Genomic DNA, 23916 nt, shown 5'->3' with positions numbered 1-23916 from the left:
AGACCCTCTCAGATGCGCTGAAACACCGTATTCGAAACCTGCTTCAAGGGAAGATCGAAACCGGTGATCGATTCCGAGTGGCCGATAAACATGTAGCCACCCTTGGCAAGGCAGTCGCAGAGGCGGCCGAGCACACCCGCCTGCGTCTGTTTGTCGAAGTAGATCAGCACGTTGCGGCAGAAGATGATGTGCATCTGGTCGCCGACAGGATATTTCTCGTCCATCAGGTTCATGCGGGCGAAACCGACACGGCTGCGCAGCTTCGGCGAAATGCGAACCTCGCGCCGACCCTGCTGCTTGGCGACCATGACATATTTCTTCTGCAGGTCGCGCGGCACCGGAGCGACCAGATCTTCGGCGTAGATGCCCCTGCGCGCGGTCTGAAGAACGTCGGTCGAGAGGTCCGTTGCCAATATGCTGTAGGAGACGTCGTTGCGCCCCTCGGCAAATTCGTTGAGCACCATGGCCATCGTATAGGGCTCAGCACCCGTCGAGCAGGCAGAACTCCACGTGCGGATCGTCCGCAGGCCGCTGTCGGCGAGCGCCGGCAGGGCGACCATCTGCATATATTCGAAATGCTTGGCTTCCCGGAAGAAGTCGGTCTTGTTGGTGGTCACGACGTCGATCAGGTAGACCGACTCCTGCTCGAGCCCGCCCTCGTTGAACAGGAAATCGCAATAGTCGTCGAAGCTCGTATGGCGCGTGGCGCGCAGGCGGCGGCGCAACCGGCCTTCCAGCATCGTCAGCTTCGTCGGCGGCATCTTGATGCCGCTATAGTCGTAGATGAACCGGGCAAGCTTGTCGAAGTTGCGCTTGCTGATCCTGTCACCCGGCAATTGGGTTTCTACCGCTGCCATACTCATGAGACGCGACGCTCCGAACAGATACCGGGGGCCTTAGGCGGCCGATTGCAGGACAGAGGCATCCTCGCGCGACAACAGCCGGGCAAGGTCGACGATGACGACGAAGCCGTTCTCGCGGCGCACGACGCCGGCGATATAATCCGAACGCCAGCGCACGCCGATATCGGGAGCGGCCTCGATCTGGTCGCGGCGGAAGGGCGTCACTTCGAAAACCCGGTCGGCAACCAGGCCAAGCGTCAGAACGCGACTCTCCATGGGAACGTCGAGAACCAGCACGCGCGTATGCGGCGTCGGCACCGTCTTCGACATGCCGAGCTTCAGGCGCAGATCGATCGTCGGAACACCCTGGCCGCGCACATCGCGCAGGCCAAGCAGATAGTCGGGACCGTTCGGAATCTTGAAGGCTTCCGCATAGTCGAGGATTTCGCGCACCACCTCCACCGGAACGGCGAAGATCTCCTCGCCCAGGCTGAAGGTCACGAATTGAGCTTCCAGAGATGTTGTTGCCATATCAAGCGCTTTCGTTGGAATCGGGCGCCCCCATTATCGGGGACGCCTGTTAATATATTGGAAGGGCCTGATACTCAGGCGCTTTCCCGGAAATCGGCGTCGCTTTCATCAGGCCCGCCCATCGACATATCCAGGGCAAAGCCCTTGGCGCGCGCCTGCTGGGCGGCAACCGTGTTGGCAGGCGCGGCTTTCCTGGCGGCCGGTTTGCGGCCGGCAACAGGAGCCGGCGTGCGAACCGTGATCTTGGCAGCGGCCGCGCGCGACTGGCGATTGCCGGCCGTATCGACCTTGAAGAAGGCGATCGAAGCCTGCAGTTCCTCCGCCTGGGTTGCCAGTTCTTCGGAGGTCGCCGACATTTCTTCCGAAGCACCCGAATTCTGCTGGGTGACCTTGTCGAGCTGCTGGATCGCTTCGTTGATCTGCGCCGCACCGATATCCTGTTCGCGGCAGGCGGCACTGATCTCCGAGACGAGTTCGGCGGTCTTGCGGATGTCTGGAACCAGTCTGCCGAGCATGTCGCCGGCTTCCTGCGCAGCCTTCACCGTGTCGCCCGACATGGCGCTGATTTCAGCGGCGGCCGATTGGCTGCGTTCGGCAAGCTTGCGCACTTCCGAGGCCACGACCGCAAAGCCCTTGCCGTGTTCGCCGGCACGTGCTGCTTCGACCGCGGCGTTGAGCGCCAGCAGGTCGGTCTGGCGGGCGATCTCCTGAACGATGCCGATCTTTTCGGCGATCGTGCGCATCGCCTGAACGGCGCGGGCAACCGCTTCGCCGGAAACTTCGGCGTCCTTGGCCGACTGACGGGCGATCTTCTCGGTCTGGGCCGCATTGTCGGCGTTCTGCTTGATGTTGGAGGCCATCTCTTCCATCGAGGCGGAGGCTTCTTCAGCGGAAGCTGCCTGTTCGGTCGCTCCCTGCGAGACCTGTTCGGCACTGGCCGACAATTCCTGGCTGCCTGCGGAGACGTTTTCCGCAGCCGCGATCGCGTCGGCCACGACGCCGCGCAGGCGCTCGACCATGCTCTCCAGCGACAGGCCGAGCACGTCCTTGTCGGAGAGAGGTTTCGGCGTGACCGTCAGATCGCCGTTGGCAATCTTGTCGGCAATATCGGCCGTATTGCGAAGGTTGGCGGTCATCGTATTGAGAGCATCGACAAGATCCTTGACCTCGTCGTTCGAATTGACCGCAGCCGTGGCGGAGACGTCACCCTGCGCGACGGCGCTTGCGAGTTCCGTGGCCATGGCAAGGTTGCGTTTGATGGCATTCGTCACAAAGACGACGACACCGATGGCGGCAAGCGTGATCAGAAGACCCGTGATCACCGTCAGCTGGATGAGAGAGTGGAAAAGCTCGATGCCCTGCTCTCTCAGTTCCTTCGCGGCTTTGAGCTGGTATTCCGTCAGTTTGCCGATCCCTTCCGTCGTGGGATCGATGGCCGGATAAAGATCGTTCCTGGCGAACGTATCGAGCCGCGCCGCATCGTGCGCCTGCAGAATGGCCTGCAACTCGGCGACCTTCACGTCGGAGCGGGCCATATCGGTCTTGACCTTCTCCGCGATCACGGTCTCTTCGGGCGTAAGCTGCGTCGAGAGGTAGGCCGACCACTGGTCGGAAATCGTGCGCTTGGCGCCTTCGATGCTGGCCGCCGCCTGCTGCCAGTCCAGCTTGTCGGCATGCAGCTTGTGGGTCGTATCGACGATGCTGACCGCATAGGCGTCCGATACCAGCTTCAGCTGCTGCAGCGGAACGACCCGGTCGTCATAGATGGACTTCATCGATTCCGTCATGGCGTTCATGCCGTAATAGGCACCGCCTCCGATGACACCGGCGATCGCAATGCTCGACGATATCTGGATTGCAAGAATCTTGGCGCCGATGGAGCGAAAGAGCCCCTTTCTGCGGCTGATGGTCATGGGTGTTTCCTCGCTAGGCTATCTTTTTGTTTCATTGAGTGAATGCTCCGTCACGCGCTTTCCCGGAAATCGTCGTCCGTCGTATCCGGTCCGCCCATGGACATATCCAGGGCAAAACCCTTGGCGCGGGCCTGCTGGCCGGCGACGCTGTTTGCAGGCGCCGCCTTGCCGGCCGGCTTGCGGCCTGTCGCCGGTGACGGGCTGCGCGTCGTCATCTTGGCGGCTGCCGTGCGGCCCTGACGGCCGCCGGTTGCCGCTGCCTTGCCGCCCGACGCCTCCACCTTGAAGAAGGCGATCGACGCCTGCAGTTCTTCGGCCTGGGCGGCGAGTTCTTCCGATGTCGCCGACATCTCTTCGGAGGCACCGGCATTCTGCTGCGTCACCTTGTCGAGCTGCTGGATCGCCTCGTTGATCTGGGAGGCGCCGACATCCTGCTCGCGGCATGCCGAACTGATTTCCGCCACAAGTTCCGCCGTCTTCCTGATATCGGGCACCAGACGGCCGAGCATATCGCCGGCCTCCTGTGCGGCCTTGACCGTATCGCTCGACATCGAGGAGATCTCCGCGGCGGCCGACTGGCTGCGTTCGGCAAGCTTGCGCACTTCCGAGGCAACCACGGCAAAGCCCTTCCCGTGCTCGCCGGCACGAGCGGCTTCGACGGCAGCGTTGAGCGCCAGCAGGTCGGTCTGGCGGGCGATTTCCTGCACGATGCCGATCTTCACGGCGATCGTCTGCATGGCTTCGACGGCGCGGTTGACGGCATTGCCGCTCATCTCCGCGTCCTTTGCGGACTGGCGGGCGATCTTTTCGGTCTGGGCCGCGTTGTCGGCATTCTGCTTGATGTTGGCGGCCATTTCCTCCATCGAGGAAGAGGCCTCTTCGGCGGCGGAAGCCTGTTCCGAGGCGCCTTGCGACACCTGCTCGGAACTTGCCGAAAGTTCCTGGCTGCCGGCCGAAACATTCTCGGCCGCGGCAATTGCGTCGGCGACCACATCGCGCAGGCGCTCCACCATCTGCTCCAGCGCGGTGCCGAGTGTGTCCCTGGCCGAAAGCGGCTTCGGAGACACCGTCAGATCGCCGGCGGCAATCTGGGTGGCAATCTCGGCCGTGGCGCGAAGGTTGGCGACCATGCTCTGCATGGCGATGCCGAGCGTGTCCTTGTCCGAAAGCGGCTTGACCTCGACTGCGAGATCGCCCTCGGCGATCAGGTTGGCAACGTCGGCGGTCGCGCGCAGATTGGTCACCATGCCGAGCATGGCAATGCCGAGCGTATCCTTGTCCGAGAGCGGCTTCGGAGCAACACTGAGATCGCCATTCGAAATCTCGTTCGCGATACCGGCGGTATTGCGCAGATTGTCGGTCATGACGTTGATCGTATCGACCAGATCCCTGATCTCGTCGTTGCTCCTGATCTCGACCTTCTGGTTGAGATCACCGATGGCGACGGCATTGGCGACGTTCATGATCTTGCGCAGGCCGCTATTGATGCCGACTCCGATCCACAATGCGGCTGCGAAAGCGATGACGGAAGCGCCGACTGCCATGCCGATCAGCAGGTTCCTGGTGTTGCCGTAAAGAAGTTCCGTATCGTCGTCCGCCTGCGTCATCGCCTTCTGCTGATGCATGACAAGCGCCGAAAAGACGTCATCCAATTCCGTTACGATCCCGCGAACCTCGCCGCCGGAATAGGCGGTGGCCCCTGCCCTGTCGCCGCTTTCCTGGATGGAGGCGACTTTGGCGGAGCCTTCGACGAAGCGTTTGCTGAGTTCTACCAGCCTGTCCCAGGTGGGTTTCGTTTCGGCGGTCGCAAGCTGTTCACCACCTGCCGCGAATGCCAGCATTTCGTCCATGCTCTTTGCAGAACTCTCGTAGTTCTTCCGGGCCGCTTCGGGGTCCATTTCCAGAAGCGCGTTCTTCTGCCACCGGATGGCGTCGAGTTCTGAAGCCTTCGCTTCGAGGGCCAGTTCCAGGCTCTTTGCGGGGCCCGCAATCAGATCGCCGACAGAGTCGTTCAGTGAACTGAGACTGATAATTCCGTATATTGCGCTCGCCACCAGCAGCAGTATGACGAAGCCGAACGCGGCCGCGAGCTTGAGCTTGATCGTAATGCGCATCGCAAATACCCCTATTTGAAAGCGACGTAATGAAAGTGAACCGATGGTTTCCTGTTGCGGCGTCATGCTGCAGAACATTCCGGCAGTCGAAGACAGGTCACTGAACGGATCTGCGACCTGGCCTCCGGCGTTCCTGGGCGCCGGAGCTTGTCCGTCAGGGGCCATAACCGGCTCCTGACGCATTACGCGGGAAGCGCCTACCGGCTTTCGAGCGGTATCAAGCCGAAGGCGAGACCCAGTTCGAGTTTGAGAGTGAAGCGCATCTGACATTTCCTCAAAGCAACCCGACAGGGCTGCAGGCGTAGCCGTCGTTCAACCGTGTTGCGCGGCCCGGACGGCGGAATCTTTCGCTCATGGAGATCATCGTCGCTTGTTCCGCAGGCCCGTCGTCACGGACCCTGCCGGAATTCACGATCGGCACGCGAAACCGCAGCGCGTCTGACTGCGGAAGTTCCCGCCCTTTCGGAAGGAAGCCCCGATGTTCCGCCTGCTTTACATGCCGGCAGGCGGACATCTGCCGATCGATCCCAACGCATTCACACGTTGGGCATTTCCTTGTGCCGCGGGCCGGGGTCCGCGGCGGTTCTCACATCAGCGAAGCCGCTCAGGCGCTCTCGCGGAAATCGTCGTCGCCGGCATCCGGGCCGCCCATCGACATGTCCAGGGCAAAGCCCTTGGCGCGCGCCTGCTGAGCAGAGACGGTCTGGCTGTGATTGTGGCTATGCGCGGCGGAAGCCGGAGCCGGCTTGCGCGGAGCAGCGGCCGGAGCCTTGACCACCTTGGCAACCGTCTTGGCAGCGGTCTTCTGCACGCCAGCGCGGGTCGCGCCGGCCGTATCGACCTTGAAGAAGGCGATCGAAGCCTGCAGTTCCTCGGCCTGGGCGGCAAGCTCTTCCGAGGTAGCCGACATTTCTTCCGAAGCGCCGGCATTCTGCTGCGTGACCTTGTCGAGCTGCTGGATCGCTTCGTTGATCTGCGCCGCACCGATATCCTGTTCGCGGCAGGCGGCACTGATCTCGGAAACCAGTTCGGCGGTCTTGCGGATGTCCGGAACCAGACGGCCGAGCATTTCACCGGCGTCGCGGGCAGCCTTCACCGTGTCGCTCGACATGGAGGAGATTTCAGCGGCGGCGGACTGGCTGCGTTCGGCGAGCTTGCGCACTTCCGAGGCGACGACAGCAAAGCCCTTGCCGTGTTCGCCGGCACGTGCGGCTTCGACAGCGGCGTTGAGTGCCAGCAGGTCGGTCTGGCGGGCGATTTCCTGAACGATGCCGATCTTTTCGGCGATCGTGCGCATCGCGTCGACAGCGCGGTTGACGGCTTCGCCGGAAGCTTCCGCATCCTTTGCGGACTGGCGGGCGATCTTTTCGGTCTGGGCCGCATTGTCGGCGTTCTGCTTGATGTTGGCAGCCATCTGCTCCATCGAGGCAGAGGCTTCTTCAGCGGAGGCCGCCTGTTCGGTGGCGCCCTGCGAAACCTGCTCGGAGCTCGCGGACAGTTCCTGGCTTCCCGACGAAACGTTGTCGGCGGCAGACAGGGCATCGGCGACGACGCCGCGCAGGCGTTCGATCATTACGTTGACGTTGGCGAGCAGTTCGCCGATTTCGTCATGCGTGGTGATTTCGGCCATCTTCGTCAGGTCGCCCTCGGAAACTTCACGGACAACCGTGTTGGCGCGAGTAAGGCCCTTGCTGATGGTGTTTGCGATCCAGAAGGCGGTCAGCACCGCGATCAGCAGCGCGGCGGCCGCGACCGCGATCATCATCGTGCGCGTCGTGCCGTATTGCTGTTCGGCGCTGTCGTCGGCATCCTGCATGCGCTGCTTCTCGAGCGCCAGAATGTCGTCGAGCGTCGAGTCGATATCATTGGCCGACTGGCGAGCCGTCGTCACCGAGATATTGTTGGCGGCGTCCATGTTGCCGGCCTTGATGAACTCGCGGATCTGATCGTCGGCCTGATTGAATGCCTTGGAGAGTTCGGCGACCCGTTCCCAGCGCGCCTTGCCCTCCTCGGTCGAAATCTTCGTCACGGCTGCAAATGCTTCGGCGAAGTCCTTGCGGGCCTCGTCGCCCTTCTGGATGGCGCCGGAAGCATCGTCGGCATTGCGTGCCGTCATGAGGTTCTTCTGCTGGCGGATCGCTTCGAGCTGGGCGATGTTGATCTGCTGCGCCAGGTCGAGACGCGCGGCAGGACCGGCAAGGAGATTGCCGATCGTGTCGTTCAGCGAACCGAGGCTGAAAATGCCGTAGGCGGCGGTGCCCATCAGCATGAGAATGATGAAGGTGAACGCGCTCACCAGTTTGGTCTTGATCGTCAATCGCATCGTCTTAACCCCTCAATGATTGGCCCCGGCTAGTTGACGGCTCCGGCCGTCTCATGCCTCGATGAGAAAATCGCCTGCAAATTCGGGAGGATGATGAATTCCCCGCCCCGTTTGACCAGGCAGTTGATATAATCAGCGCGCCAGCGCATACCCACGCTCGGCGGCGGTTCGCTGGCGTTTTTCGTCAGCGTCGTCACTTCGTTCACCTTGTCGGTGCGAATACCGACGAGCGTCTGCTCCCCCTGCAGATCGACCTCGATGACGATGATGCGGCTGTCGATCGTCGCTTCCGACGCTTCCATCCCGAAGGCGAGACGAAGATCGGCAAGCGGAATGACCTTGCCGCGGAAATTGATGACGCTGGCGACGAAAGGCTGGGCGCCCGGCACCGCGGTCTCGGGAAGCAGGTCCAGGATTTCCTGGACGATGACCGCTTCCAGAGCGAAAGTCTCGCCGTTGAGATCGAAGGTCAGGACTTCGACTTCCTCGGCGTAATTCCAGTGGTTGTCGAACTTTTCGGCTGTTGCTGCTGTGCTCATCCTGCCACGCGCAATTGCGCCTCCTGTTGCTGACCCGCGGCGACAAGGTGCCCGACGTCAAGAATGAGGGCGACGCTGCCGTCGCCGAGAATGGTGGCGCCGGAGAAGGTCGCCACGTCGTTGTGCAGTTTCGACATCGACTTGATGACCGTCTGATGGTCGCCGATGATCTGATCGACCACGAGGCCGACACGTTCGGTGCCCGTCGAGATGACGACCACCTTCTGGTGCACGTCCGGCTTGGTGCCGGTGCGGAAGAGATCGCGCAGCCGCAGGAACGGCACCAGGCTGTCGCGCAGCGAGATGAACGAGCGCCCGCGCGAACGAAGATCCTCTTCCAGCGAAAGTTCGAGGCATTCCTCCACCGCCGAGAGCGGGATGACGTAGCGGCCGGAACCGACGCGCACCAGCAGACCGTCGATGATGGCGAGCGTCAGCGGAATGCGCAGCGAGACTTCCGAACCCTGCCCCGGCAGGCTGACGATATCGATGGCGCCACGCAGCGCCTCGACCGTCTTCTTGACCACGTCCATGCCGACGCCACGGCCCGAGAGATTGGTGATCTGCGCGGCGGTCGAGAAACCGGGAGCGAAGATGAGCTGCAGCAGTTCCTGATCCGAAAGCGGCTGTCCGGGTGCGATCAGGCCGGAGGATTCCGCCTTGGCGCGAACCCGATCGCGGTTGATGCCGCGGCCGTCATCCTTGATGGAGATGATGACTTCGCCGCCGGACTGGCGGGCGGCAAGCGTCACCGTCCCGGCTTCCGCCTTGCCGGCGGCAAGGCGTTCGGCCGGCGGCTCCAGGCCGTGGTCGATCGAGTTGCGGACAAGGTGAACCAGCGGATCGGCAAGGCGCTCGATGACGGTCTTGTCGACCTCGGTGGTTTCGCCTTCCGTGACGAGTTCGATGACCTTGCCGGTTTCGCGCGCGAGATCGTGGACGAGGCGGCGGAAGCGCGAGAAAAGCGTTCCGACCGGCACCATGCGCAACACCATCATCGTGTCGCGCAATTCGCCGGAGAGACGCTCGATTTCTTCCGAAACCGATCGGAGGGCGATGTCCGAGCTGGAGCTTGCCAGCTGGCTGAGGCGCGACTGGGCGATGACGAGTTCGCCGACACGGTCCATCAGCTCGTCGAGACGTTCGGCCGGAACGCGGACGTTTTCCTGCGCCTTTGCCTGGGCCGCCGCCTGAGCGGGCGCCGGCGTTTCGCGCTTTACCGGAACAGCCTCGACCGGGCGGAATTCCGGGGCAGCGGCAGGCACCGGCGCGACGGATGCCGCGGCAACCGGAGCGGCGTCCTTCTTTGCCTCGGCCGGATCAGCCTGCGGGCCGGTGAGTTCCTGAACATCGAGCTCCATGTCGTCCATGACGAAGATGAAGACGTCGTCGATGGCGGAACGGTCCTGCTCGCTCGTCAGCACGACTTCCCAGGACACGTAAAGTTCGGTCGGCACCAGATCGGCAAGCGGCGGAATGCCGGCGGTATTTGCGCGGACGGTGCATTCGCCGAGATCGCGCAGCTCGTCCAGAAGGCCGAGCGGATTGGTGCCGTTGGCCATGGAATTCGCCGGCAGGCTGAAGCGGATGCGCCAGGTGGTCTTCTTCCTGGCGGGAGCGGCGACGGCAGGTGCTGCAGCGGCAGGCGCGGCGGTCTCCTTGGCCTCGGCCTTGCCGCCAACGGCAGCCTGAAGCTGGGCAAGCAGCTTTTGGCCGGTATCGCCGTGATCGGCATCGGGCTGTTCGACCAGCGCCCGCATATGGTCCTGCGCGGCAAGGACGGCCGCGACCAGTTCGGCGGTCGCCGGAACTTCACCCTTGCGGACACGGTCGAAGGCCGTCTCGCAATGATGCGTGAAAGCCGCAAGCGCCTCGAAGCCGAACATCGCGCCCGAGCCCTTCAACGTGTGAAGGCCGCGGAACACGGCATCTACGAGGTCCTTGTTTTCAAGGTCGTGGGTAAGGTCGAGAAGGCCGGCTTCGATTGCCTCGAGGCATTCGGCCGCTTCCATGCGGAAGACTGCGACTGGATCAAGCCCGCTCATCTGCCGAGAACCTTCTTCACGATCTTGACGAGGTTTTCCGGATCGAACGGCTTGGTCAGCCAGCCCGTCGCACCGGCGGCCTTGGCCCGGGCCTTGAGGTCGGCATCGGATTCCGTCGTCAGGAAGATGATCGGCACGCCGGCCTGGGCGGGCAGCTTGCGCAATTCCTCGATCATCGTCAGCCCATCCATGACCGGCATGTTGAGGTCGGTGACGATCAGGTCGAAATTGCCGCTCTTGGCCGTTGCCAGGCCTTCGGCGCCATTGACGGCTTCGGTGACGGTGTAGCCGGCATTGGTCAGCGTCACCTTGGTGGTCAGCCGGATGCTGGCGGAATCGTCTACGGTCAGAATGTTTGCGCTCATAACGTCACCTCTTTATGCAACCAGAATTTCTTGTCTTCTTGATCGAACGCTTCCGTAAATCCGGCGCGCTCGAGAACCCTGAGAAGCGAGCCGCTTGCCGGAGCCAAAAGGGTAAAAGTCTTGCCTGTGGCCTTTGCCTGACGGCGGGCGGCTTCGATGAGCTGAAGGAAACTCAGATCCGCTTCCGCGTTTTCGGGAAGACTTAAGGTAACGTTATTACTGTCTCGAAATTGATTGATAATCTTCGTATATACTTCCGAAGCATTACGAATGCTCAGAGCTTCCGGAAGGGATATAGATTCGCAATATTGTGCCTGAGTATCCAATGCGGCCTCCATGGTCGGAGAAATACTTAACGACCTTAAAAGGACTCTCATGACAGGCTTAACAGCGGGTAAACGCCGGTTGTAGGAAACTGCAATTAGCGCGAGTCCGGACTCCCTGATTTCTCATCCAGGATATCTTGTACCGATGCCCCGCGACATCAAAATTTATGATGAGAAATCATATAGATAACACTATTACAGGACAAAAAGTCTCAAATTTAGCCGAACTCTTTTATGGGTTGTTAATCACAACGTTTACGAGTCTGCGGCGTTTACCTGCCGTTTCCATCCTGCCCGTAAAAATAGAGTCAAATTGCCTGTGTTTATAAGTAAAGGTACTAATGTGACAAACGCGACGGCATCGGTACAGACTGCGCTCTACGCATCGGGTTCGGATATCAGCCAGACCCTGGAATCGGCCCGCACCCAGGTCGAGGAACGCTTCCTCGAAGGCGGCACCGTTCTGCTTTCGGTGATGGATGTCCTCAATCGTCTGCTGACGTCGCTGGACCAGATCACCAAGGCGCTCGACAGCAATGAGGCGAGCGATACCAGCGCCGATCTCAATGCGACCGTCCAGAACCTGATCGAGCTTCCGGGTGCCGAGGAAAACCGCCAGCAGGCTCTCGCTGCACTTGCCCAGACCGGTTCGGAACTGCACCGGCATGTCGCGGATATGCAGGAGACGATGCGCTATCTGCGCACCTTCGCGGTCACGGTCAAGATAACCGGCGCAGGTCTTGCCGAATTTGCCGGCTTCGCTCAGGAAATTCTCGAGCGCATCTATTCGGGAACGGACGAAGTCAATCGCTTCGCCGCCCATCTCGACAGCCTGCAGAAGGAGGTGAAACTTGCCCTCTCCTTCGGCAACAGCCTCTCCAAAAGCTATGCGGACACCGTGCCTGACGTCGCCAGGGCGCTCAAGGATGACGCGAAGAAGATTGCCGATCACCGCCAGAACCTCGGCGCCATCGCCCGTGACGTAGGCGCCATCGCCCGCGGCGTGCAGGGCAAGGTCGCCTCCACGCTTTCGGCGCTGCAGATCGGCGACATCACCCGCCAGCGCATCGAGCACGTGCAGAGCACCTTCTCGCTGCTCGAAGATTTCCTCGCGAGCGAAGACGGCGCCAAACTCGATGCCGACGCGCGCAAGCGGCTGCACAACGTCATCCATCACCTGACGGCCGCACAGATGGCAGACATGTGCACGGACTTCCAGCGGGAGTCGCGCAATGTCGTGCAAACCATCGCGAGCTTCAGCCAGGATACGCAGGAAATTCTGAGATTGCGCGACCAGATGAGCGGTCAAGGCGACGACAGCGGCGGCAACTTCATGCGCGCGCTGGAATCCAGCGTCTCCGCCGCCCACGAAATCGTCAAGCAGGTCGATACAGCAAGCCGTCAGGCCGATCAGGTCAGCCAGTCGACCCTCGGCACCGCCGCAACGCTCCTGCAGTCCATCGAGGCGATCCGCGCGGTCAAGACCGACATTCACTATATGGCGCTGAACACCAACCTGCGCTGTAGCCGCCTCGGCGAAGAGGGCAAGTCGATCAACGTCGTCACCGCAGAGCTGCGCATCTTTGCCGGCAAGCTCGACGATTCAGCCGATGCCATCGTCAATGGACTGCCGGCGCTCGAGGCCTCGGCCGGACGCGTTGCCCCTGCCGCCGGCACCAGCAATGGCGGCCTTGCCGAAAGCCTCACGTCGGCCGTCGGCACCATCCGCGCCGCCGCCAACCTGATGGAAGACGAGCTCAAGGTGCTGGCCGAACATGGACGCGAGGTCGCGACCAAAATCAGCCTCCTGATCGGCAAGCTCGATTTCCAGCATGATCTCGGCGACGTGCTCGCCCGCTGCGCCGACGTGCTGGAAACCGTGGCCGGCGACCAGATTGCCGATATTTCCGACATGGCCGAAACGATCGCCCCGCTCGACCACAGGATCTTCAAGCTCTACACCATGGTGCAGGAACGCAATGTCCATCGCGATATCATTCCCGCCACCGAGGCAACGGCGGCATCGGCCCCTGCCGAGCCTGCCAAGGCCCAGAGCGACGAGGATCTGTTCGAAGACGCTCTCTTCTAGAAAAGACCCTCAGTTGAGGCGGCGGAACTTGTTCGCCGCCTCAATCGCCGCCTTCTGCTGGTCGTCCTCGATGCCGAGATAGAAATCCTCGAGCGAGGGATCGCTCAAGCCTGCGCGCCGCGACAGGACATACCATTTGGCGGCTTCGATCGGATCCGGCGCCGTACCGATCGCATTGATGTAGAGATGCGCGAGCTTGTTCTGCGCAACGACATTGCCCCTGTTGGCGGCAAGCTTCAGCCATTCGAAGCCGCGCACGTAGTCCTTCGGCCCGCCGACGCCGTTGACCAGCCAGATACCCATGTCCAGCTGAGCCGTATCGAAGCCGGCGCGCGCCGCGCGCGCCATCCAGTCGCGGGCCAGCCGCTTCTTGTCTTCGGGCAGGTCCGGCACCTGCTGATAGATCTGCGCCACGGCATATTGCGCGTCTGCGACGCCCTGCTCTCCCGCCTTTTCATAGTAAGGCAGGGCAAGCTTCAGTCCCTTGTCGCCGGGATTGTCGGCAACAAGCGTCTGCGCCCAATTGAATTCGGCGGATGAATTTCCGGCGTCGGCCGCCTTGTGCATATATTCGTCGGCCTTGGCCTTGTCGCGCGTGACATTGTTGCCCTCCATCAGGAGCAACGCATATTTGAACATGGCGGCCGGATCGCCGCCCTCCGCCGCCTTGCCGTACCAGAAGGCGGCATTCTTCATGTCCCGCTTGACGCCGAGCCCCTGCGACAGGATCTCGGCGATCAGGGTCTGGGCCGCCGGATCGCCGAGCTGCGCGCGCGGCAGCGCCTTGTCCATGGCGGTCAGATAATAGCCGCGCTGATAGGCGCCGAACGCCTCGTCGATCGGCCCCTTATATTCCTTCTCCGGCGGCAGGTCGGGCAGCTTCGCCCCCATGCGATCGAAAACCCCGACACCGTCGGAGGGCACCACGCCCTGCGGCTGCGGCCGGTCGGTGCGGAATGTCTGGCTGGGCGTCGCCGAGGGTTCGGCAATCGCCTCGTTCGCTTGTGCCAGCGCGAGTTCCGGCCGCACCGCCAATAAAGCGGCCGTGAAAAGGAGAGCGCATCTCGAAAGGCGGGCGGGGATCGGCATAAGCGCGATATCAATCCTCAAACCGTGGCGCTTTTTCGTCAAGCAAGGCATTGATCTGGGCGACGATCGAGGGCGCCCGAGCCGGCTCGGCAAATACGCCCATGCGCATGGCCACGAACTCGGCGCCGGTCTCGGCGACGGCAAGCGCCGATGCCGGATCGGTGCCGCCCATGACGATGCACGGGATTTCGATCATCGATGCCCACCATTCGCCAAGCGCCAGGTTCTTCGGATGCGCTTCAGGTTTGATGTCGCCGTCGAGCTTGCCGAAGAAGATGTAGTCGGGCCGCTCCTCACCGACTTCCAGCGCCGTGTGCCGGTCGGCCGCGTTGCCGCCGCCGACGATCAGCTTGTCCGCATAACGATCGATCGCATCGGCAATCTCACTTGCCGGCCCGGTGATGTGCAGGCCGTCGGCCTTGGCCCGGCCGACGACACGGCTGTCGCCGGCAATCAGCGCCGCAGCACCGGCACTCTGGATAACGGGCACAAGCTTTTCGGCGTGTTTCTGGAAGCTGCCGTCATCGAGACCGTATTGCGGCAGAATGACGGAGGCGACATCGCCGCCCTTCAACGCATCGGCAACGATCCTGGCCCGTTCGTCGGCATCGGCGATATCGGGCACAACAAGGACAAGACGGCAGCGGTTTTCGGGTTCGGTCATGAAGTCTTTCCATCTGCGGCGGTTTTTCCCGCTCTATGGCGGATCCGCACTCGTTTTGAGTGAGTAATTCCGATAGAGGGGGCTTGCAAGGGGAGGAACTTCAAAAGCATGCTGCAGGACCTGTCATTCTACTACGCCGCAATCCCGGCTGTCATCCTTGTCGGGCTTGCCAAAGGCGGCATGGGCGACGCCTTGTCGCTGATCGGCCTTCCCTTCCTCGCCCTCGTCGTCGCCCCGGTCGAAGCCGCCGCGATCCTGCTTCCCATCCTCGTCTTCATGGACATGATATCGCTGGTCATCTGGCGCCAGCACGGCGATTGGACCACGCTCAGGATCATGCTGCCGGGCGCCATCTTCGGCATCGCGCTCGGCTGGGCGACGTCGGCGCTCGTGCCCGGCCATGTGCTGCGCATCGTCATCGGCGCCGTCACCATCGCCTTCTGCCTGCGTTATTTCTGGAACAATTTCGGCCCCGGCAAGGGAAGGGTCATCCCGCCGCGACCACAGCGCCCGCTGCTGGCAAGCCTCTGGGGCACGTTTTCCGGCTACGGCAGCTTCGTCGCCCACGCTGGCGGCGCGCCCTTTCAGATCTACGCTCTGCCGCTCCAGCTGCCGCCGCGCGAATTCACCGGCACCAGCGTTCGCTTCTTCGCCATCCTGAACGCCGTTAAGCTTGTTCCGTATTTCGCGCTCGGCCAGCTCGACACCCGCAATCTTCTGACCTCCGCCACGCTCCTGCCTTTCGCCCCGCTGGCAACCGTTGCCGGCGCATGGTGCGTACGGCGCATGCGGCCGCAGATCTTCTATCCGTTCATGTATGCCATGGCGCTGATTGCTGCTTTCCTGATCCTGCGCGAAGGCATGCTCGAATAGGGTTGCGTTCCGTTGCGATGCACAATTTCCTTGCTGGAAAGCCCTGTTTGACGTAGCTTTTTTAAATGTCGAACACGGACCCCTTCGCTGCGATTGCCGATCCGAACCGGCGGTTCTTGCTGGAGGAATTACGGCGCGCACCGAAGACGGTCAACGAGCTTGCCGAGGGCCTGCCGATCAGCCGGCCGGCCGTGTCGCAACACCTGAAGGCTTTGCTCGAAAGCAACCTTGTTTCCGTGACCTCGGAAGGAACGAAGCGTATCTACACGGTCAACAACCGCGGCTTCGACAAGCTTAATCTCTGGCTGGATCAGTTCTGGGCGTAAAGGCGCCCCCTCTCGTAAAAACGCCAGCCCGATGCCGTATGCATGGGACTGGCGCTTGCTCTCGGTTAATCACCGGGTCTTACGAGATTGTCTGGAAAATTGGGAATTTTACCTTTTCTTGCGCAAGACCGTTGTCCGGCGATATCCTGGAAAGATCAATGGACGGATGACTTGAGACGCTCGATCTCGTCCTTGATGCGCAGCTTGCGGCGCTTGCATTCGGCAAGTTCAGTATCGGAAATAGAGGGAGATGTTCTCAGGGCATGCAACTCCTCCTCGAGAGCAACATGCTTTTTCTGGAGCGATTCAAGATGAGCTTGAACAGTCATTTGACCCTTCCTTCCTCTTACCTCTCCCCAGCCATCCATCGCTGAGGATCCAAGGTGTCAACCAGCGGACTGTGACACATTTTTGAAGGCTTGTCGAAGGCCAAAAGATGAAGACTAAGCGGCAAATTCATGATCAACACTAACTTCCCGTTACCTCTATTTGGTGATAGGAGCTTGCGGAAATTATCGGCAGACCGGACAAGGTCCGAAGACGATTATGGGGAATGCAAATGGCCGATCAGGAACAGGCGGAAATCAGGCTCATGGTGGCGCGTCTGCGCCAGGAGCACGAGGATTACGACGCCGCGATCAACGCCATGATTGAGACGGGCTGCGATGCCCTGCGCATCCAGCGCATGAAGAAGAAGAAGCTGGTCATCAAGGACAAGCTCTCCAAGCTGGAAGACCAGATCATCCCTGACATCATCGCCTGAAGGAACGATTGTGACGATAACAGACAGACCGCCAGTCGCCATTATCATGGGCAGCCAGTCCGACTGGGAAACCATGAAGAATGCTGCCGATACGCTGGAGGCGCTGGAGATCGAGTATGATGCCCGCATCATTTCGGCTCATCGCACACCCGACCGGCTCGTAAGCTTCGCCAAGGGCGCGCGCGCCGAGGGCTTCAAGGTCATCATCGCCGGCGCTGGCGGCGCGGCCCACCTTCCGGGCATGACGGCGGCCATGACGCCGCTGCCGGTCTTCGGCGTGCCGGTCCAGTCCAAGACCATGTCGGGCCAGGACAGCCTGCTGTCCATCGTCCAGATGCCGGGCGGCATTCCCGTCGGCACCCTTGCGATCGGCAAGGCGGGTGCCATCAATGCGGCCCTTCTTGCCGCTGCCGTCCTTGCTCTCTCGGACGACGAGATCGCCGACCGTCTCGACGAATGGCGCGAGCGCCAGAGCGCTTCCGTCGCCGAATACCCGATGGACGATCTCTGATGGTCGGCACGATAGGCATTATCGGCGGCGGCCAGCTCGGCCGCATGCTTGCCATGGCCGCAGCCCGGCTGAATTTCCGCACGGTGATCCTGGAACCGCAGGCCGATAGCCCCGCCGCCCAGCTCGCCAACCGCCAGATCGTCGCCGCCTATGACGACCCTTCAGCACTCGCCGAACTGGCCGGGCTCTGCGATGTCGTCACCTACGAATTCGAGAACGTGCCTGTCGCCGCGGCCGAAATGCTGGCCAGAAGCGTGCCGGTCTACCCGCCGCCAAGGGCACTGGAAGCGGCCCAGGACCGACTGGTCGAAAAGCGCTTCATCAATGGTTGCGGCATCCCGACCGCGCGTTTCCATGCCGTCGACAGCCAGGCCGATCTCGAATCGGCCCTGAAGGATTTCGGCGGCCAGGGCGTGCTGAAGACCCGCCGCCTCGGCTATGACGGAAAGGGCCAGAAAGTATTCCGCTCGCCGGCCGACACTTCCGACGGTGTCTATGCGCAACTGGGCGCCGTGCCGCTCATCCTCGAAAGCTTCGTCGCCTTCGAACGCGAAATCTCGATCATCGCCGCCCGCGCTGGCGACGGCGCCGTCCTCTGTTTCGACCCCGCCGAAAACGTCCACCGCAACGGCATCCTCCACACCTCGACCATACCGGCGACGATCCTCGATGCCACGGCCGATGCGGCGCGCAAGGCGGCCGAGCGGATCCTGGCCGCGCTCGATTATGTCGGCGTCATCGGCATCGAATTCTTCGTGCTGGCAGACGGCAGCCTTATCGCCAACGAGATGGCCCCGCGCGTCCACAATTCCGGCCACTGGACGGAAGCGGCCTGCGTCGTCTCGCAGTTCGAACAGCATATCCGCGCCGTCGCCGGCCTGCCGCTCGGCAATCCTCGCCGCCATTCCGATTGCGTGATGCAGAACCTGATCGGCGACGATATCCTTGCCGTGCCGGACTGGCTGAAGCGCGACGACACGCTTGTGCATCTCTACGGCAAGACCGAGTCTCGCCCCGGCCGGAAGATGGGCCATGTGACCACGCTGACGGGCAGGGCCTCCTGAGCAGGCGTGGCGAGCGCCTGAAACCCGCGGAAAAAAGCCTTCATGTGGTTGACACAAGGCAGAGGTCGGGTTATCTGCTCCCCCACCTAAAGAGCGCGCCCAGCCGGCGCGCTTTTGATTGTTAAAAGACACGGGCGAATGTGAATTCCCCCAGAAACATCGCGGATCAGAAAAATGAAGATCAAGAATTCGCTCAAGTCGCTCAAGGCGCGTCATCGTGACAACCGTCTCGTTCGCCGCAAGGGCCGCATCTACATCATCAACAAGCAGAACCCGCGCTATAAGGCTCGTCAGGGCTGATTGCGCATATCCGATTGCCTGCTGATGGGCGGGCATATCGGTGGGTCGCTTCGGTGATCACGTCAAATTTGTTTGATCTTCGGCAGTGGCGGGCTAATATGTCCGCCATGCGCTTTTTTGCTATGACCTCAGCGGCGCTGCCGCTCGTCCTCACCCTGTTCGCCCCTGCCCTTCCCGCTGCCGCGCAGCAGAAGGATGTTATTGTCGAACAGCCTGCCGATACCGGCTCCTCGCCCCGGCAGCGCCTTGACCAGCTCTATGCGCAGTTGAAGCGCGAGCGCGACCCGGACAAGGCAAGCAGCATCGCCAATCAGATCCGCATGGAATGGAACGATTCCGACAGCGCGACGATCAATCTCCTGATGCAGTGGGCCGACAAGGCGATCGAGGAGAAACGCAATCCGGCGGCGCTCGATTTTCTCGACGAAGCCATTGCCCTGAAACCCACCTATGCCGAAAGCTGGAACCGGCGGGCGACGCTCAATTTCGTGCTCGGCAACTATCGCAAGTCCATGGCCGATATCGAACAGGTACTGAAGATCGAGCCGCGCCATTTCGGTGCGCTGTCGGGCATGGCGGCAATCCTCGCCACCACCGGCAACGACCAGATCACGCTCAAGGCCTGGGAGCGCGTTCTGGATGTCTATCCCGCCGATCGCACCGCGCAGGAGCAGGTCAGCACGCTCTCGGAAAAGCTTGCCGGCAGCCGCACCTGACAGATCCGGCGCGCACTTGACGGCGTAACAGGACGCACAATCTTAGCCCGATGCTACCGTCACTGTGCCGTTGAAGCCATGCTTGCCGAAATTTCTGCTCTGCTCGCCCCCATCGCCGCCGCCATCGGCTATTCCTCCTACAAGGCCCGGCAGTTCGAGCATGTCTATCCCAATATCGGCGAACTGACGGATATCGGTGGCTATCGCATGAATGCGGTGCATGTTCCGTGTCCTGATGCTGCCGATCTTCCGCCCCTGGTCTTCATTCACGGCGCGAGCGGCAATCTGCTCGACCAGATCGGCGCCTTTCGCGAACCCTTGCAGGCTCGCGCCGAAATGCTCTTCGTCGACCGTCCCGGACACGGCTACTCGGAGCGTGGCGGGCCGGAAAACGCGCTGCCGTCGGGCCAGGCCGACGCCATTGCCAAACTGATGGAAAAGCGCGGCATCGAAAAGGCCGTCATCGTCGGCCATTCCTTCGGCGGCGCGATTGCCGCGGCCTTCGGCGTCCGCCATCCCGAGAAGACAGCCGGCCTGCTGTTTCTCGCCCCGGCCTCTCATCCATGGCCCGGCGGCATCGACTGGTATTACCATGTCGCGACGACACCGGTCGTCGGCTGGCTCTTCAATCACGCGATCGTCGTGCCGCTCGGCCTGCGGCGGTTGGAGCGCAGCACGCTGAACGTCTTCCACCCCAATCCCCGGCCCCGCGATTATGTCGCCAAGACCGGCCCGTCGTTGGTGCTGCGGCCGCGCGCTTTCTACAACAACGCCACCGATTTCAAGAGGCTCCACGAATATCTGACGGCCAACGCGCCGCATTATTCCGAGATATCGGCGCCAACCGTCATCATCACCGGCGACAGGGATGAGATCGTCTGGGAGCATCTGCATTCGCGTGGATTGGCGCGCGATATCAGGGGATCTGAACTCGTCGTGGTCAGGGGCCTCGGCCACAAGCCCGACTATCTTGCGACCGATGTCGCCATTGCCGCGATGGAGAAGATTGCCGGCCAGCCGCGCGACCTTGCCGCAATCGCCCGCAAGGCGGAAGAGCGGCTGGCCGGCGCCTCCCTCGATCAGACGGTCGGAACGGTGCCACCGTCGATCGTGTATTCCGCACCATGAATGGAAGCGGCGCGGGGCGAGGCGAGGAAGGCCACGAGTTCGGCCACCTCTTCCGGCCGTCCGGGCCGGCCGATCGATATGCCCCCGAGGGATTCCATCAGCAGCTTGCGACCGCCTTCCTCGTCGGTGCCGGCTTCTGCAGCGATCCGCCGGATCAGCGCCGTGGCAGCCGTCGTCTCGATGAAACCCGGCGCAATGCTGTTCACACGAATACCCTTCGGCCCGACCTCCTTCGACAGCCCCTTGCTGTAATTCGACAATCCGGCCTTTGCCGCCGCGTAGGCAAGCGTGGCTTCATAGAGCGGCAACCGCCTCTGGATCGAGGAAATATGGATGACGACACCTTGCCCGCGCTCGATCATGCCGGGCAGGAAGGCCCTGTCGAGCCGTACCGGCGCCAGCAAGTTGGCATTGATATCCGCTTGCCAGTGCTCGTCGCTCAATGCCGCAAAACCACCGCTCGGCGCCGATGAGCCGCCGACATTGTTGATAAGGATATCGAGACCGCCGAAAGCGTCGAGCACTGCCGAGGCGACCCTGTTCACGCCCTGCGCCGTGCTGATATCGGCCTGGACGAAAAGTGCAGGTGCCTGCCCTTCGGGAAGCGGCGAGCGTGCCGTCGTTGCCACTTTCGCGCCGGCGGCCGAAAGCCGCCTCACGATCGCCTGGCCCATGCCCTTGGTGCCGCCGGTAACAAGCGCCCGCTTGCCGATGAACTCGCTCGGATCGAACGGAAAGTCCGGGACGGCCGTCATGCATTGATCTCCAGATGCGAGATCGCACCGTCCGCGAGCGTGAAGTGATAGGATAGAGTGACCGGACTGCCCGGAAAATTGCCTGCGACGAGCGCCGCCACCACCGGCTTATCGGCCCCGCCGGAAATCTCCCTGGGATCGACCGTCACACCATATTTGCGCGTCGTCTCCTCCATCCATTCGCGGATTTCGGCATGCCCGCGCCGATCCTGTCCCTCGTCATGCACGCTCGCATCGGCGGCAAAGCAGGCAAGCATGCCCGCCACGTCCTTCTGGTTCTTGGCGGCGTAATAGGCGGCCAGCGGTTTCGGAAGCTCGATACGCATTCGCAAACTCCTCTTCGGTTGCTTCGCGAAAAGAATGGGCATAGGCTTACCGAATGACAAGAACCTACAAGAAAGTCAGGTACTTACCTGAAAGTAAGGTACTGCGATGACACCCTATTCTGCTGCCACCGGCGTCGAAAACGTGCTGAAGATTCTGGAAGGACGCTGGAAGCTCATCATCCTTTTCCACCTCTTCGGCGGCAAGGTCCTGCGCTTTTCCGATCTCGAACGCGCCATCCCCGCCATCTCGCAGAAGATGCTCATCCAGCAGCTGCGCCAGATGGAGAATGACGGCATCGTGCTGCGCATCGTCCATCATCAGGTGCCGCCCAAAGTGGAATATCGGCTGACCGACTGGGGACAGGCCCTTTGTCCCGCCCTGGATGCCCTGTTGAAGTGGGCTGCCCTGAAGGACAAGGATCTGACCGGCATGGTTTTCAGCCCGGAACTATCGATCGATGCCTCTTCCTGACCTGTTCGGAGGGGAGATGAAACGCGCCGAGCCCGATCATTGTCTGAGGCGAAATCGACGCCATATTTTCGTGATCGCCGTCCTTGGAGGGGAAAATCATGGACCGTTTTTCGCGACAATCCGTTAGCATTCTCGCCGCCATTTCGCTTTGCCTTGCCCCGTTGCCGGCTCTTGCCGCTTCGCCGGCGCCTGTTGAAGCGCAGCATGGCATGGTCGTCACCGCCCAGCATCTGGCAACCGATGTCGGCGTCGAAGTGCTGAAAAACGGCGGCAACGCCGTCGATGCCGCGGTCGCGGTCGGTTACGCGCTGGCCGTCGTCTATCCGACAGCCGGCAATCTCGGTGGCGGCGGCTTCATGACGATCCGCCTGAAGGATGGAAAAACGACCTTCCTCGATTTCCGCGAACGTGCGCCCCTTGCCGCCACCAAGACCATGTATCTCGATACCAAAGGCGACATCGTCCCGCGCGCCAGCCTTGATGGCTATCTGGCCATCGGCACGCCGGGTTCGGTCATGGGCTTCGAGACAGCCCGCGAGAAATACGGCACCAAGACGCGCGAAGAGCTGATCGCCCCGGCTCTGCAATATGCGAAGGAAGGTTTCACGCTGGAGCAGGGCGATGCGGCCACTTTCGCCAGCGGTGCCAAACGGCTTGCCCGAGACGAGGAGGCGGCGAAAATTTTCCTGAAGGCGGGTGGTGTCCCCTATTCATCCGGTGAAAGGCTGGTGCAGCCGGATCTTGCCGCCGTCCTGCAGTCGATCTCGGAGAAAGGCCCCGACGCCTTCTACAAGGGCGCGCCGGCCGATGCGATCGTCAAGGCAAGCCAGGCCAAGGGCGGCATTCTCGCGCGTGAGGATTTCGAGCAATACAAGGTTCGGGAACTGAAGCCGATCGAGTGCAATTACCGCGGCTACGACATCATTTCCTCGCCTCCGCCTTCCTCCGGCGGCGTCATCATCTGCGAGATCCTGAACGTGCTCGAAGCCTATCCGCTCTCTTACCTCGGCTACGGATCGGCCGAGGCCGTCCACATCATGGCCGAGGCCATGCGTTATGCCTATGTGGACCGCAACGCCGCGCTCGGCGACCCCGACTTCGTCGACAATCCGGTGTCCAAGCTGCTCGACAAGAAATACGCGGCTGAAATCCGCGCCAAGATCGATCCCTACAAGGCCGGCACCTCCGCCGGTCTGAAGCCGCTCGGCGGCAAGGAAAGCACCGAGACGACGCATTATTCCATCATCGACGACGAGGGCAACGCGGTCGCTGTCACCTATACCCTGAACGGCTCGTTCGGTGCTGGCGTGGTGGCGCCGGGTACCGGTGTCCTGCTCAACAACGAGATGGACGACTTCACCTCCAAGCCCGGCGTGCCGAACCTCTATGGTCTCGTGCAGGGCGAGGCCAATGCCATCGCGCCGAAGAAAACACCGCTTTCTTCCATGAGCCCGACGATCGTCACCAAGGACGGCAAGCCCTTCATGGTGATCGGCAGCCCCGGCGGCTCAAGAATCATCACCATCACGCTGGAGGCGATCCTCAATGTCGTCGATTTCGGCATGGACATCAGTCAGGCGGTCAACGCCCCGCGTATCCATCATCAGTGGCAGCCGGACACCGTTTATCTGGAGCCCTATGCCCTGTCTCCGGATACCGAAAAGGCGCTTGCCGCGATGGGCTACAGGCTCGACGGCGGCAATGATGGGCCTGTCTGGGGTCAGGCGGCCGGCATTCTCGTCGGCGGCAAGAGCCTTGCGGCAATCGAGAAAGGCGGCGGCGCCCGCTATAATGGTGCGATGGATGATCGCGCGACCGAAGGCTCGGCAAACGGTTATTGAA

General features: G+C 61.8%; 23 protein-coding genes and 4 pseudogenes. 11 read left to right on the top strand and 16 right to left on the bottom strand.

Annotation, left to right across the window (positions count from 1 at the left end; genetic code table 11):
- Positions 1 to 8: 8 nt before the first annotated feature.
- From ACFPWW_RS05980 to ACFPWW_RS05930, 11 genes and pseudogenes are all read right to left on the bottom strand, one after another.
- Positions 9 to 863, bottom strand: a complete 855-nt coding sequence (locus ACFPWW_RS05980) for a CheR family methyltransferase (protein ID WP_112563865.1) — start codon at positions 861 to 863, stop codon at positions 9 to 11.
- A 33-nt stretch (positions 864 to 896) separates the two neighbouring features.
- Entirely contained in the window at positions 897 to 1373 is a 477-nt protein-coding gene (locus tag ACFPWW_RS05975; RefSeq protein WP_112563863.1) for a chemotaxis protein CheW, read from the bottom strand.
- 74 nt (positions 1374 to 1447) lie between these two features.
- Positions 1448 to 2602: pseudogene (locus ACFPWW_RS05970) on the bottom strand (methyl-accepting chemotaxis protein); the annotation flags it as partial.
- Between the two features lie 138 nt (positions 2603 to 2740).
- Positions 2741 to 3286 (bottom strand): annotated as a pseudogene (locus ACFPWW_RS05965) (MCP four helix bundle domain-containing protein); the annotation flags it as partial.
- 50 nt (positions 3287 to 3336) lie between these two features.
- Positions 3337 to 4524, bottom strand: a pseudogene (locus ACFPWW_RS05960) (methyl-accepting chemotaxis protein); the annotation flags it as partial.
- A gap of 120 nt (positions 4525 to 4644) precedes the next feature.
- Positions 4645 to 4830 (bottom strand): annotated as a pseudogene (locus tag ACFPWW_RS05955) (HAMP domain-containing protein); the annotation flags it as partial.
- Between the two features lie 1174 nt (positions 4831 to 6004).
- Positions 6005 to 7723 carry a methyl-accepting chemotaxis protein gene (locus tag ACFPWW_RS05950; RefSeq protein ID WP_112563857.1) on the bottom strand — a complete coding sequence of 573 codons (1719 nt, stop codon included), beginning with the start codon at positions 7721 to 7723 and terminating at the stop codon, positions 6005 to 6007.
- A 29-nt stretch (positions 7724 to 7752) separates the two neighbouring features.
- Positions 7753 to 8262 (bottom strand): chemotaxis protein CheW, encoded by a 510-nt coding sequence (locus ACFPWW_RS05945; RefSeq protein WP_112754646.1) that lies wholly within the window; start codon positions 8260 to 8262, stop codon positions 7753 to 7755.
- On the bottom strand, positions 8259 to 10307 hold the full coding sequence (locus tag ACFPWW_RS05940; protein WP_112754648.1) for a chemotaxis protein CheA: 2049 nt from the start codon (positions 10305 to 10307) through the stop codon (positions 8259 to 8261). Before ACFPWW_RS05940 ends, ACFPWW_RS05945 begins: the two co-directional genes overlap by 4 nt.
- On the bottom strand, positions 10304 to 10672 hold the full coding sequence (locus tag ACFPWW_RS05935; protein ID WP_112544064.1) for a response regulator: 369 nt from the start codon (positions 10670 to 10672) through the stop codon (positions 10304 to 10306). Before ACFPWW_RS05935 ends, ACFPWW_RS05940 begins: the two co-directional genes overlap by 4 nt.
- Positions 10669 to 10998: an STAS domain-containing protein gene (locus tag ACFPWW_RS05930; protein WP_377310960.1), complete on the bottom strand. Its 330-nt coding sequence runs from the start codon at positions 10996 to 10998 to the stop codon at positions 10669 to 10671. The genes ACFPWW_RS05935 and ACFPWW_RS05930 overlap by 4 nt, the downstream gene beginning before the upstream one ends.
- A 343-nt stretch (positions 10999 to 11341) precedes the next feature.
- Here ACFPWW_RS05930 and ACFPWW_RS05925 point away from each other — a divergent pair, with 343 nt between their 5' ends.
- A complete protein-coding gene (locus tag ACFPWW_RS05925; RefSeq protein ID WP_377310959.1) occupies positions 11342 to 13087 on the top strand; it encodes a chemotaxis protein in 1746 nt (581 codons plus the stop codon).
- Between the two features lie 9 nt (positions 13088 to 13096).
- Here the strand turns inward: ACFPWW_RS05925 and ACFPWW_RS05920 are convergent, their stop codons facing one another.
- Positions 13097 to 14176, bottom strand: coding sequence for a tetratricopeptide repeat protein (locus ACFPWW_RS05920; RefSeq protein WP_112754650.1), 1080 nt, complete (start codon positions 14174 to 14176; stop codon positions 13097 to 13099).
- A 10-nt stretch (positions 14177 to 14186) separates the two neighbouring features.
- The gene (locus ACFPWW_RS05915; protein ID WP_112754652.1) at positions 14187 to 14840 is read right to left on the bottom strand and encodes a thiamine phosphate synthase; all 654 of its coding nucleotides are present in this window, start codon (positions 14838 to 14840) and stop codon (positions 14187 to 14189) included.
- A gap of 108 nt (positions 14841 to 14948) precedes the next feature.
- Between ACFPWW_RS05915 and ACFPWW_RS05910 the strand changes: the two genes are divergently transcribed.
- Both ACFPWW_RS05910 and ACFPWW_RS05905 read left to right on the top strand, forming a co-directional pair.
- Complete coding sequence (locus ACFPWW_RS05910) at positions 14949 to 15713, top strand: sulfite exporter TauE/SafE family protein (RefSeq protein WP_377310956.1); 765 nt, start codon at positions 14949 to 14951, stop codon at positions 15711 to 15713.
- Positions 15714 to 15778: 65 nt separating this feature from the next.
- A complete protein-coding gene (locus ACFPWW_RS05905; protein WP_025669780.1) occupies positions 15779 to 16039 on the top strand; it encodes an ArsR/SmtB family transcription factor in 261 nt (86 codons plus the stop codon).
- A 155-nt stretch (positions 16040 to 16194) separates the two neighbouring features.
- Here ACFPWW_RS05905 and ACFPWW_RS05900 read toward each other — a convergent pair whose 3' ends face one another.
- Positions 16195 to 16368, bottom strand: a complete 174-nt coding sequence (locus tag ACFPWW_RS05900; protein ID WP_007826474.1) for a YdcH family protein — start codon at positions 16366 to 16368, stop codon at positions 16195 to 16197.
- Between the two features lie 230 nt (positions 16369 to 16598).
- On the opposite strand from ACFPWW_RS05900, the gene ACFPWW_RS05895 reads away from it, so the two are divergent.
- The 6 genes from ACFPWW_RS05895 (at position 16599) to ACFPWW_RS05870 (ending at position 20521) form a co-directional block, all read left to right on the top strand.
- On the top strand, positions 16599 to 16802 hold the full coding sequence (locus ACFPWW_RS05895; protein WP_007826473.1) for a YdcH family protein: 204 nt from the start codon (positions 16599 to 16601) through the stop codon (positions 16800 to 16802).
- A 16-nt stretch (positions 16803 to 16818) separates the two neighbouring features.
- Positions 16819 to 17313 (top strand): 5-(carboxyamino)imidazole ribonucleotide mutase, encoded by a 495-nt coding sequence (gene purE / locus ACFPWW_RS05890; RefSeq protein ID WP_112564123.1) that lies wholly within the window; start codon positions 16819 to 16821, stop codon positions 17311 to 17313.
- Positions 17310 to 18377: a 5-(carboxyamino)imidazole ribonucleotide synthase gene (locus ACFPWW_RS05885; RefSeq protein WP_112703857.1), complete on the top strand. Its 1068-nt coding sequence runs from the start codon at positions 17310 to 17312 to the stop codon at positions 18375 to 18377. The genes purE and ACFPWW_RS05885 overlap by 4 nt, the downstream gene beginning before the upstream one ends.
- 174 nt (positions 18378 to 18551) lie before the next feature.
- Positions 18552 to 18677: a type B 50S ribosomal protein L36 gene (gene ykgO / locus ACFPWW_RS05880; RefSeq protein ID WP_007826467.1), complete on the top strand. Its 126-nt coding sequence runs from the start codon at positions 18552 to 18554 to the stop codon at positions 18675 to 18677.
- A gap of 98 nt (positions 18678 to 18775) precedes the next feature.
- Positions 18776 to 19393 carry a tetratricopeptide repeat protein gene (locus ACFPWW_RS05875; protein WP_377310954.1) on the top strand — a complete coding sequence of 206 codons (618 nt, stop codon included), beginning with the start codon at positions 18776 to 18778 and terminating at the stop codon, positions 19391 to 19393.
- A gap of 78 nt (positions 19394 to 19471) precedes the next feature.
- The gene (locus tag ACFPWW_RS05870) at positions 19472 to 20521 is read left to right on the top strand and encodes an alpha/beta fold hydrolase (RefSeq protein WP_377310953.1); all 1050 of its coding nucleotides are present in this window, start codon (positions 19472 to 19474) and stop codon (positions 20519 to 20521) included.
- Here ACFPWW_RS05870 and ACFPWW_RS05865 read toward each other — a convergent pair.
- Both ACFPWW_RS05865 and ACFPWW_RS05860 read right to left on the bottom strand, forming a co-directional pair.
- The gene (locus ACFPWW_RS05865) at positions 20473 to 21276 is read right to left on the bottom strand and encodes an SDR family oxidoreductase (protein ID WP_377310951.1); all 804 of its coding nucleotides are present in this window, start codon (positions 21274 to 21276) and stop codon (positions 20473 to 20475) included. The two genes, ACFPWW_RS05870 and ACFPWW_RS05865, sit on opposite strands and share 49 nt — an antisense overlap.
- The gene (locus tag ACFPWW_RS05860) at positions 21273 to 21602 is read right to left on the bottom strand and encodes a nuclear transport factor 2 family protein (protein WP_112563836.1); all 330 of its coding nucleotides are present in this window, start codon (positions 21600 to 21602) and stop codon (positions 21273 to 21275) included. Before ACFPWW_RS05860 ends, ACFPWW_RS05865 begins: the two co-directional genes overlap by 4 nt.
- 106 nt (positions 21603 to 21708) lie before the next feature.
- Between ACFPWW_RS05860 and ACFPWW_RS05855 the strand changes: the two genes are divergently transcribed.
- On the top strand, positions 21709 to 22074 hold the full coding sequence (locus ACFPWW_RS05855) for a winged helix-turn-helix transcriptional regulator (protein WP_112754661.1): 366 nt from the start codon (positions 21709 to 21711) through the stop codon (positions 22072 to 22074).
- Positions 22075 to 22172: 98 nt separating this feature from the next.
- Positions 22173 to 23915 (top strand): gamma-glutamyltransferase, encoded by a 1743-nt coding sequence (gene ggt, locus ACFPWW_RS05850; RefSeq protein WP_377310949.1) that lies wholly within the window; start codon positions 22173 to 22175, stop codon positions 23913 to 23915.
- The last annotated feature ends 1 nt before the right edge of the window (position 23916 follow it).

The sequence above is a fragment of the Rhizobium sp. GCM10022189 genome (genome assembly GCF_042656325.1).
Taxonomy (GTDB): Bacteria; Pseudomonadota; Alphaproteobacteria; order Rhizobiales; family Rhizobiaceae; genus Rhizobium.
The sequence above is the reverse complement of the archived record's forward strand: the minus strand, read 5'-3'. Positions and strand labels throughout refer to the sequence as shown.

Excerpts from the sequence above, each read along its gene's own strand:
- ACFPWW_RS05980 (WP_112563865.1), bottom strand. The coding sequence starts at position 863 with ATGAGTATGGCAGCGGTAGAAACCCAATTGCCGGGTGACAGGATCAGC.
- ACFPWW_RS05975 (WP_112563863.1), bottom strand. The coding sequence starts at position 1,373 with ATGGCAACAACATCTCTGGAAGCTCAATTCGTGACCTTCAGCCTGGGC.
- ACFPWW_RS05950 (WP_112563857.1), bottom strand. The coding sequence starts at position 7,723 with ATGCGATTGACGATCAAGACCAAACTGGTGAGCGCGTTCACCTTCATC.
- ACFPWW_RS05945 (WP_112754646.1), bottom strand. The coding sequence starts at position 8,262 with ATGAGCACAGCAGCAACAGCCGAAAAGTTCGACAACCACTGGAATTAC.
- ACFPWW_RS05940 (WP_112754648.1), bottom strand. The coding sequence starts at position 10,307 with ATGAGCGGGCTTGATCCAGTCGCAGTCTTCCGCATGGAAGCGGCCGAA.
- ACFPWW_RS05935 (WP_112544064.1), bottom strand. The coding sequence starts at position 10,672 with ATGAGCGCAAACATTCTGACCGTAGACGATTCCGCCAGCATCCGGCTG.
- ACFPWW_RS05920 (WP_112754650.1), bottom strand. The coding sequence starts at position 14,176 with ATGCCGATCCCCGCCCGCCTTTCGAGATGCGCTCTCCTTTTCACGGCC.
- ACFPWW_RS05915 (WP_112754652.1), bottom strand. The coding sequence starts at position 14,840 with ATGACCGAACCCGAAAACCGCTGCCGTCTTGTCCTTGTTGTGCCCGAT.
- ACFPWW_RS05910 (WP_377310956.1), top strand. The coding sequence starts at position 14,949 with ATGCTGCAGGACCTGTCATTCTACTACGCCGCAATCCCGGCTGTCATC.
- ACFPWW_RS05905 (WP_025669780.1), top strand. The coding sequence starts at position 15,779 with ATGTCGAACACGGACCCCTTCGCTGCGATTGCCGATCCGAACCGGCGG.
- ACFPWW_RS05900 (WP_007826474.1), bottom strand. The coding sequence starts at position 16,368 with ATGACTGTTCAAGCTCATCTTGAATCGCTCCAGAAAAAGCATGTTGCT.
- ACFPWW_RS05895 (WP_007826473.1), top strand. The coding sequence starts at position 16,599 with ATGGCCGATCAGGAACAGGCGGAAATCAGGCTCATGGTGGCGCGTCTG.
- ykgO (WP_007826467.1), top strand. The coding sequence starts at position 18,552 with ATGAAGATCAAGAATTCGCTCAAGTCGCTCAAGGCGCGTCATCGTGAC.
- ACFPWW_RS05875 (WP_377310954.1), top strand. The coding sequence starts at position 18,776 with ATGTCCGCCATGCGCTTTTTTGCTATGACCTCAGCGGCGCTGCCGCTC.
- ACFPWW_RS05870 (WP_377310953.1), top strand. The coding sequence starts at position 19,472 with ATGCTTGCCGAAATTTCTGCTCTGCTCGCCCCCATCGCCGCCGCCATC.
- ACFPWW_RS05865 (WP_377310951.1), bottom strand. The coding sequence starts at position 21,276 with ATGACGGCCGTCCCGGACTTTCCGTTCGATCCGAGCGAGTTCATCGGC.
- ACFPWW_RS05860 (WP_112563836.1), bottom strand. The coding sequence starts at position 21,602 with ATGCGTATCGAGCTTCCGAAACCGCTGGCCGCCTATTACGCCGCCAAG.
- ACFPWW_RS05855 (WP_112754661.1), top strand. The coding sequence starts at position 21,709 with ATGACACCCTATTCTGCTGCCACCGGCGTCGAAAACGTGCTGAAGATT.
- ggt (WP_377310949.1), top strand. The coding sequence starts at position 22,173 with ATGGACCGTTTTTCGCGACAATCCGTTAGCATTCTCGCCGCCATTTCG.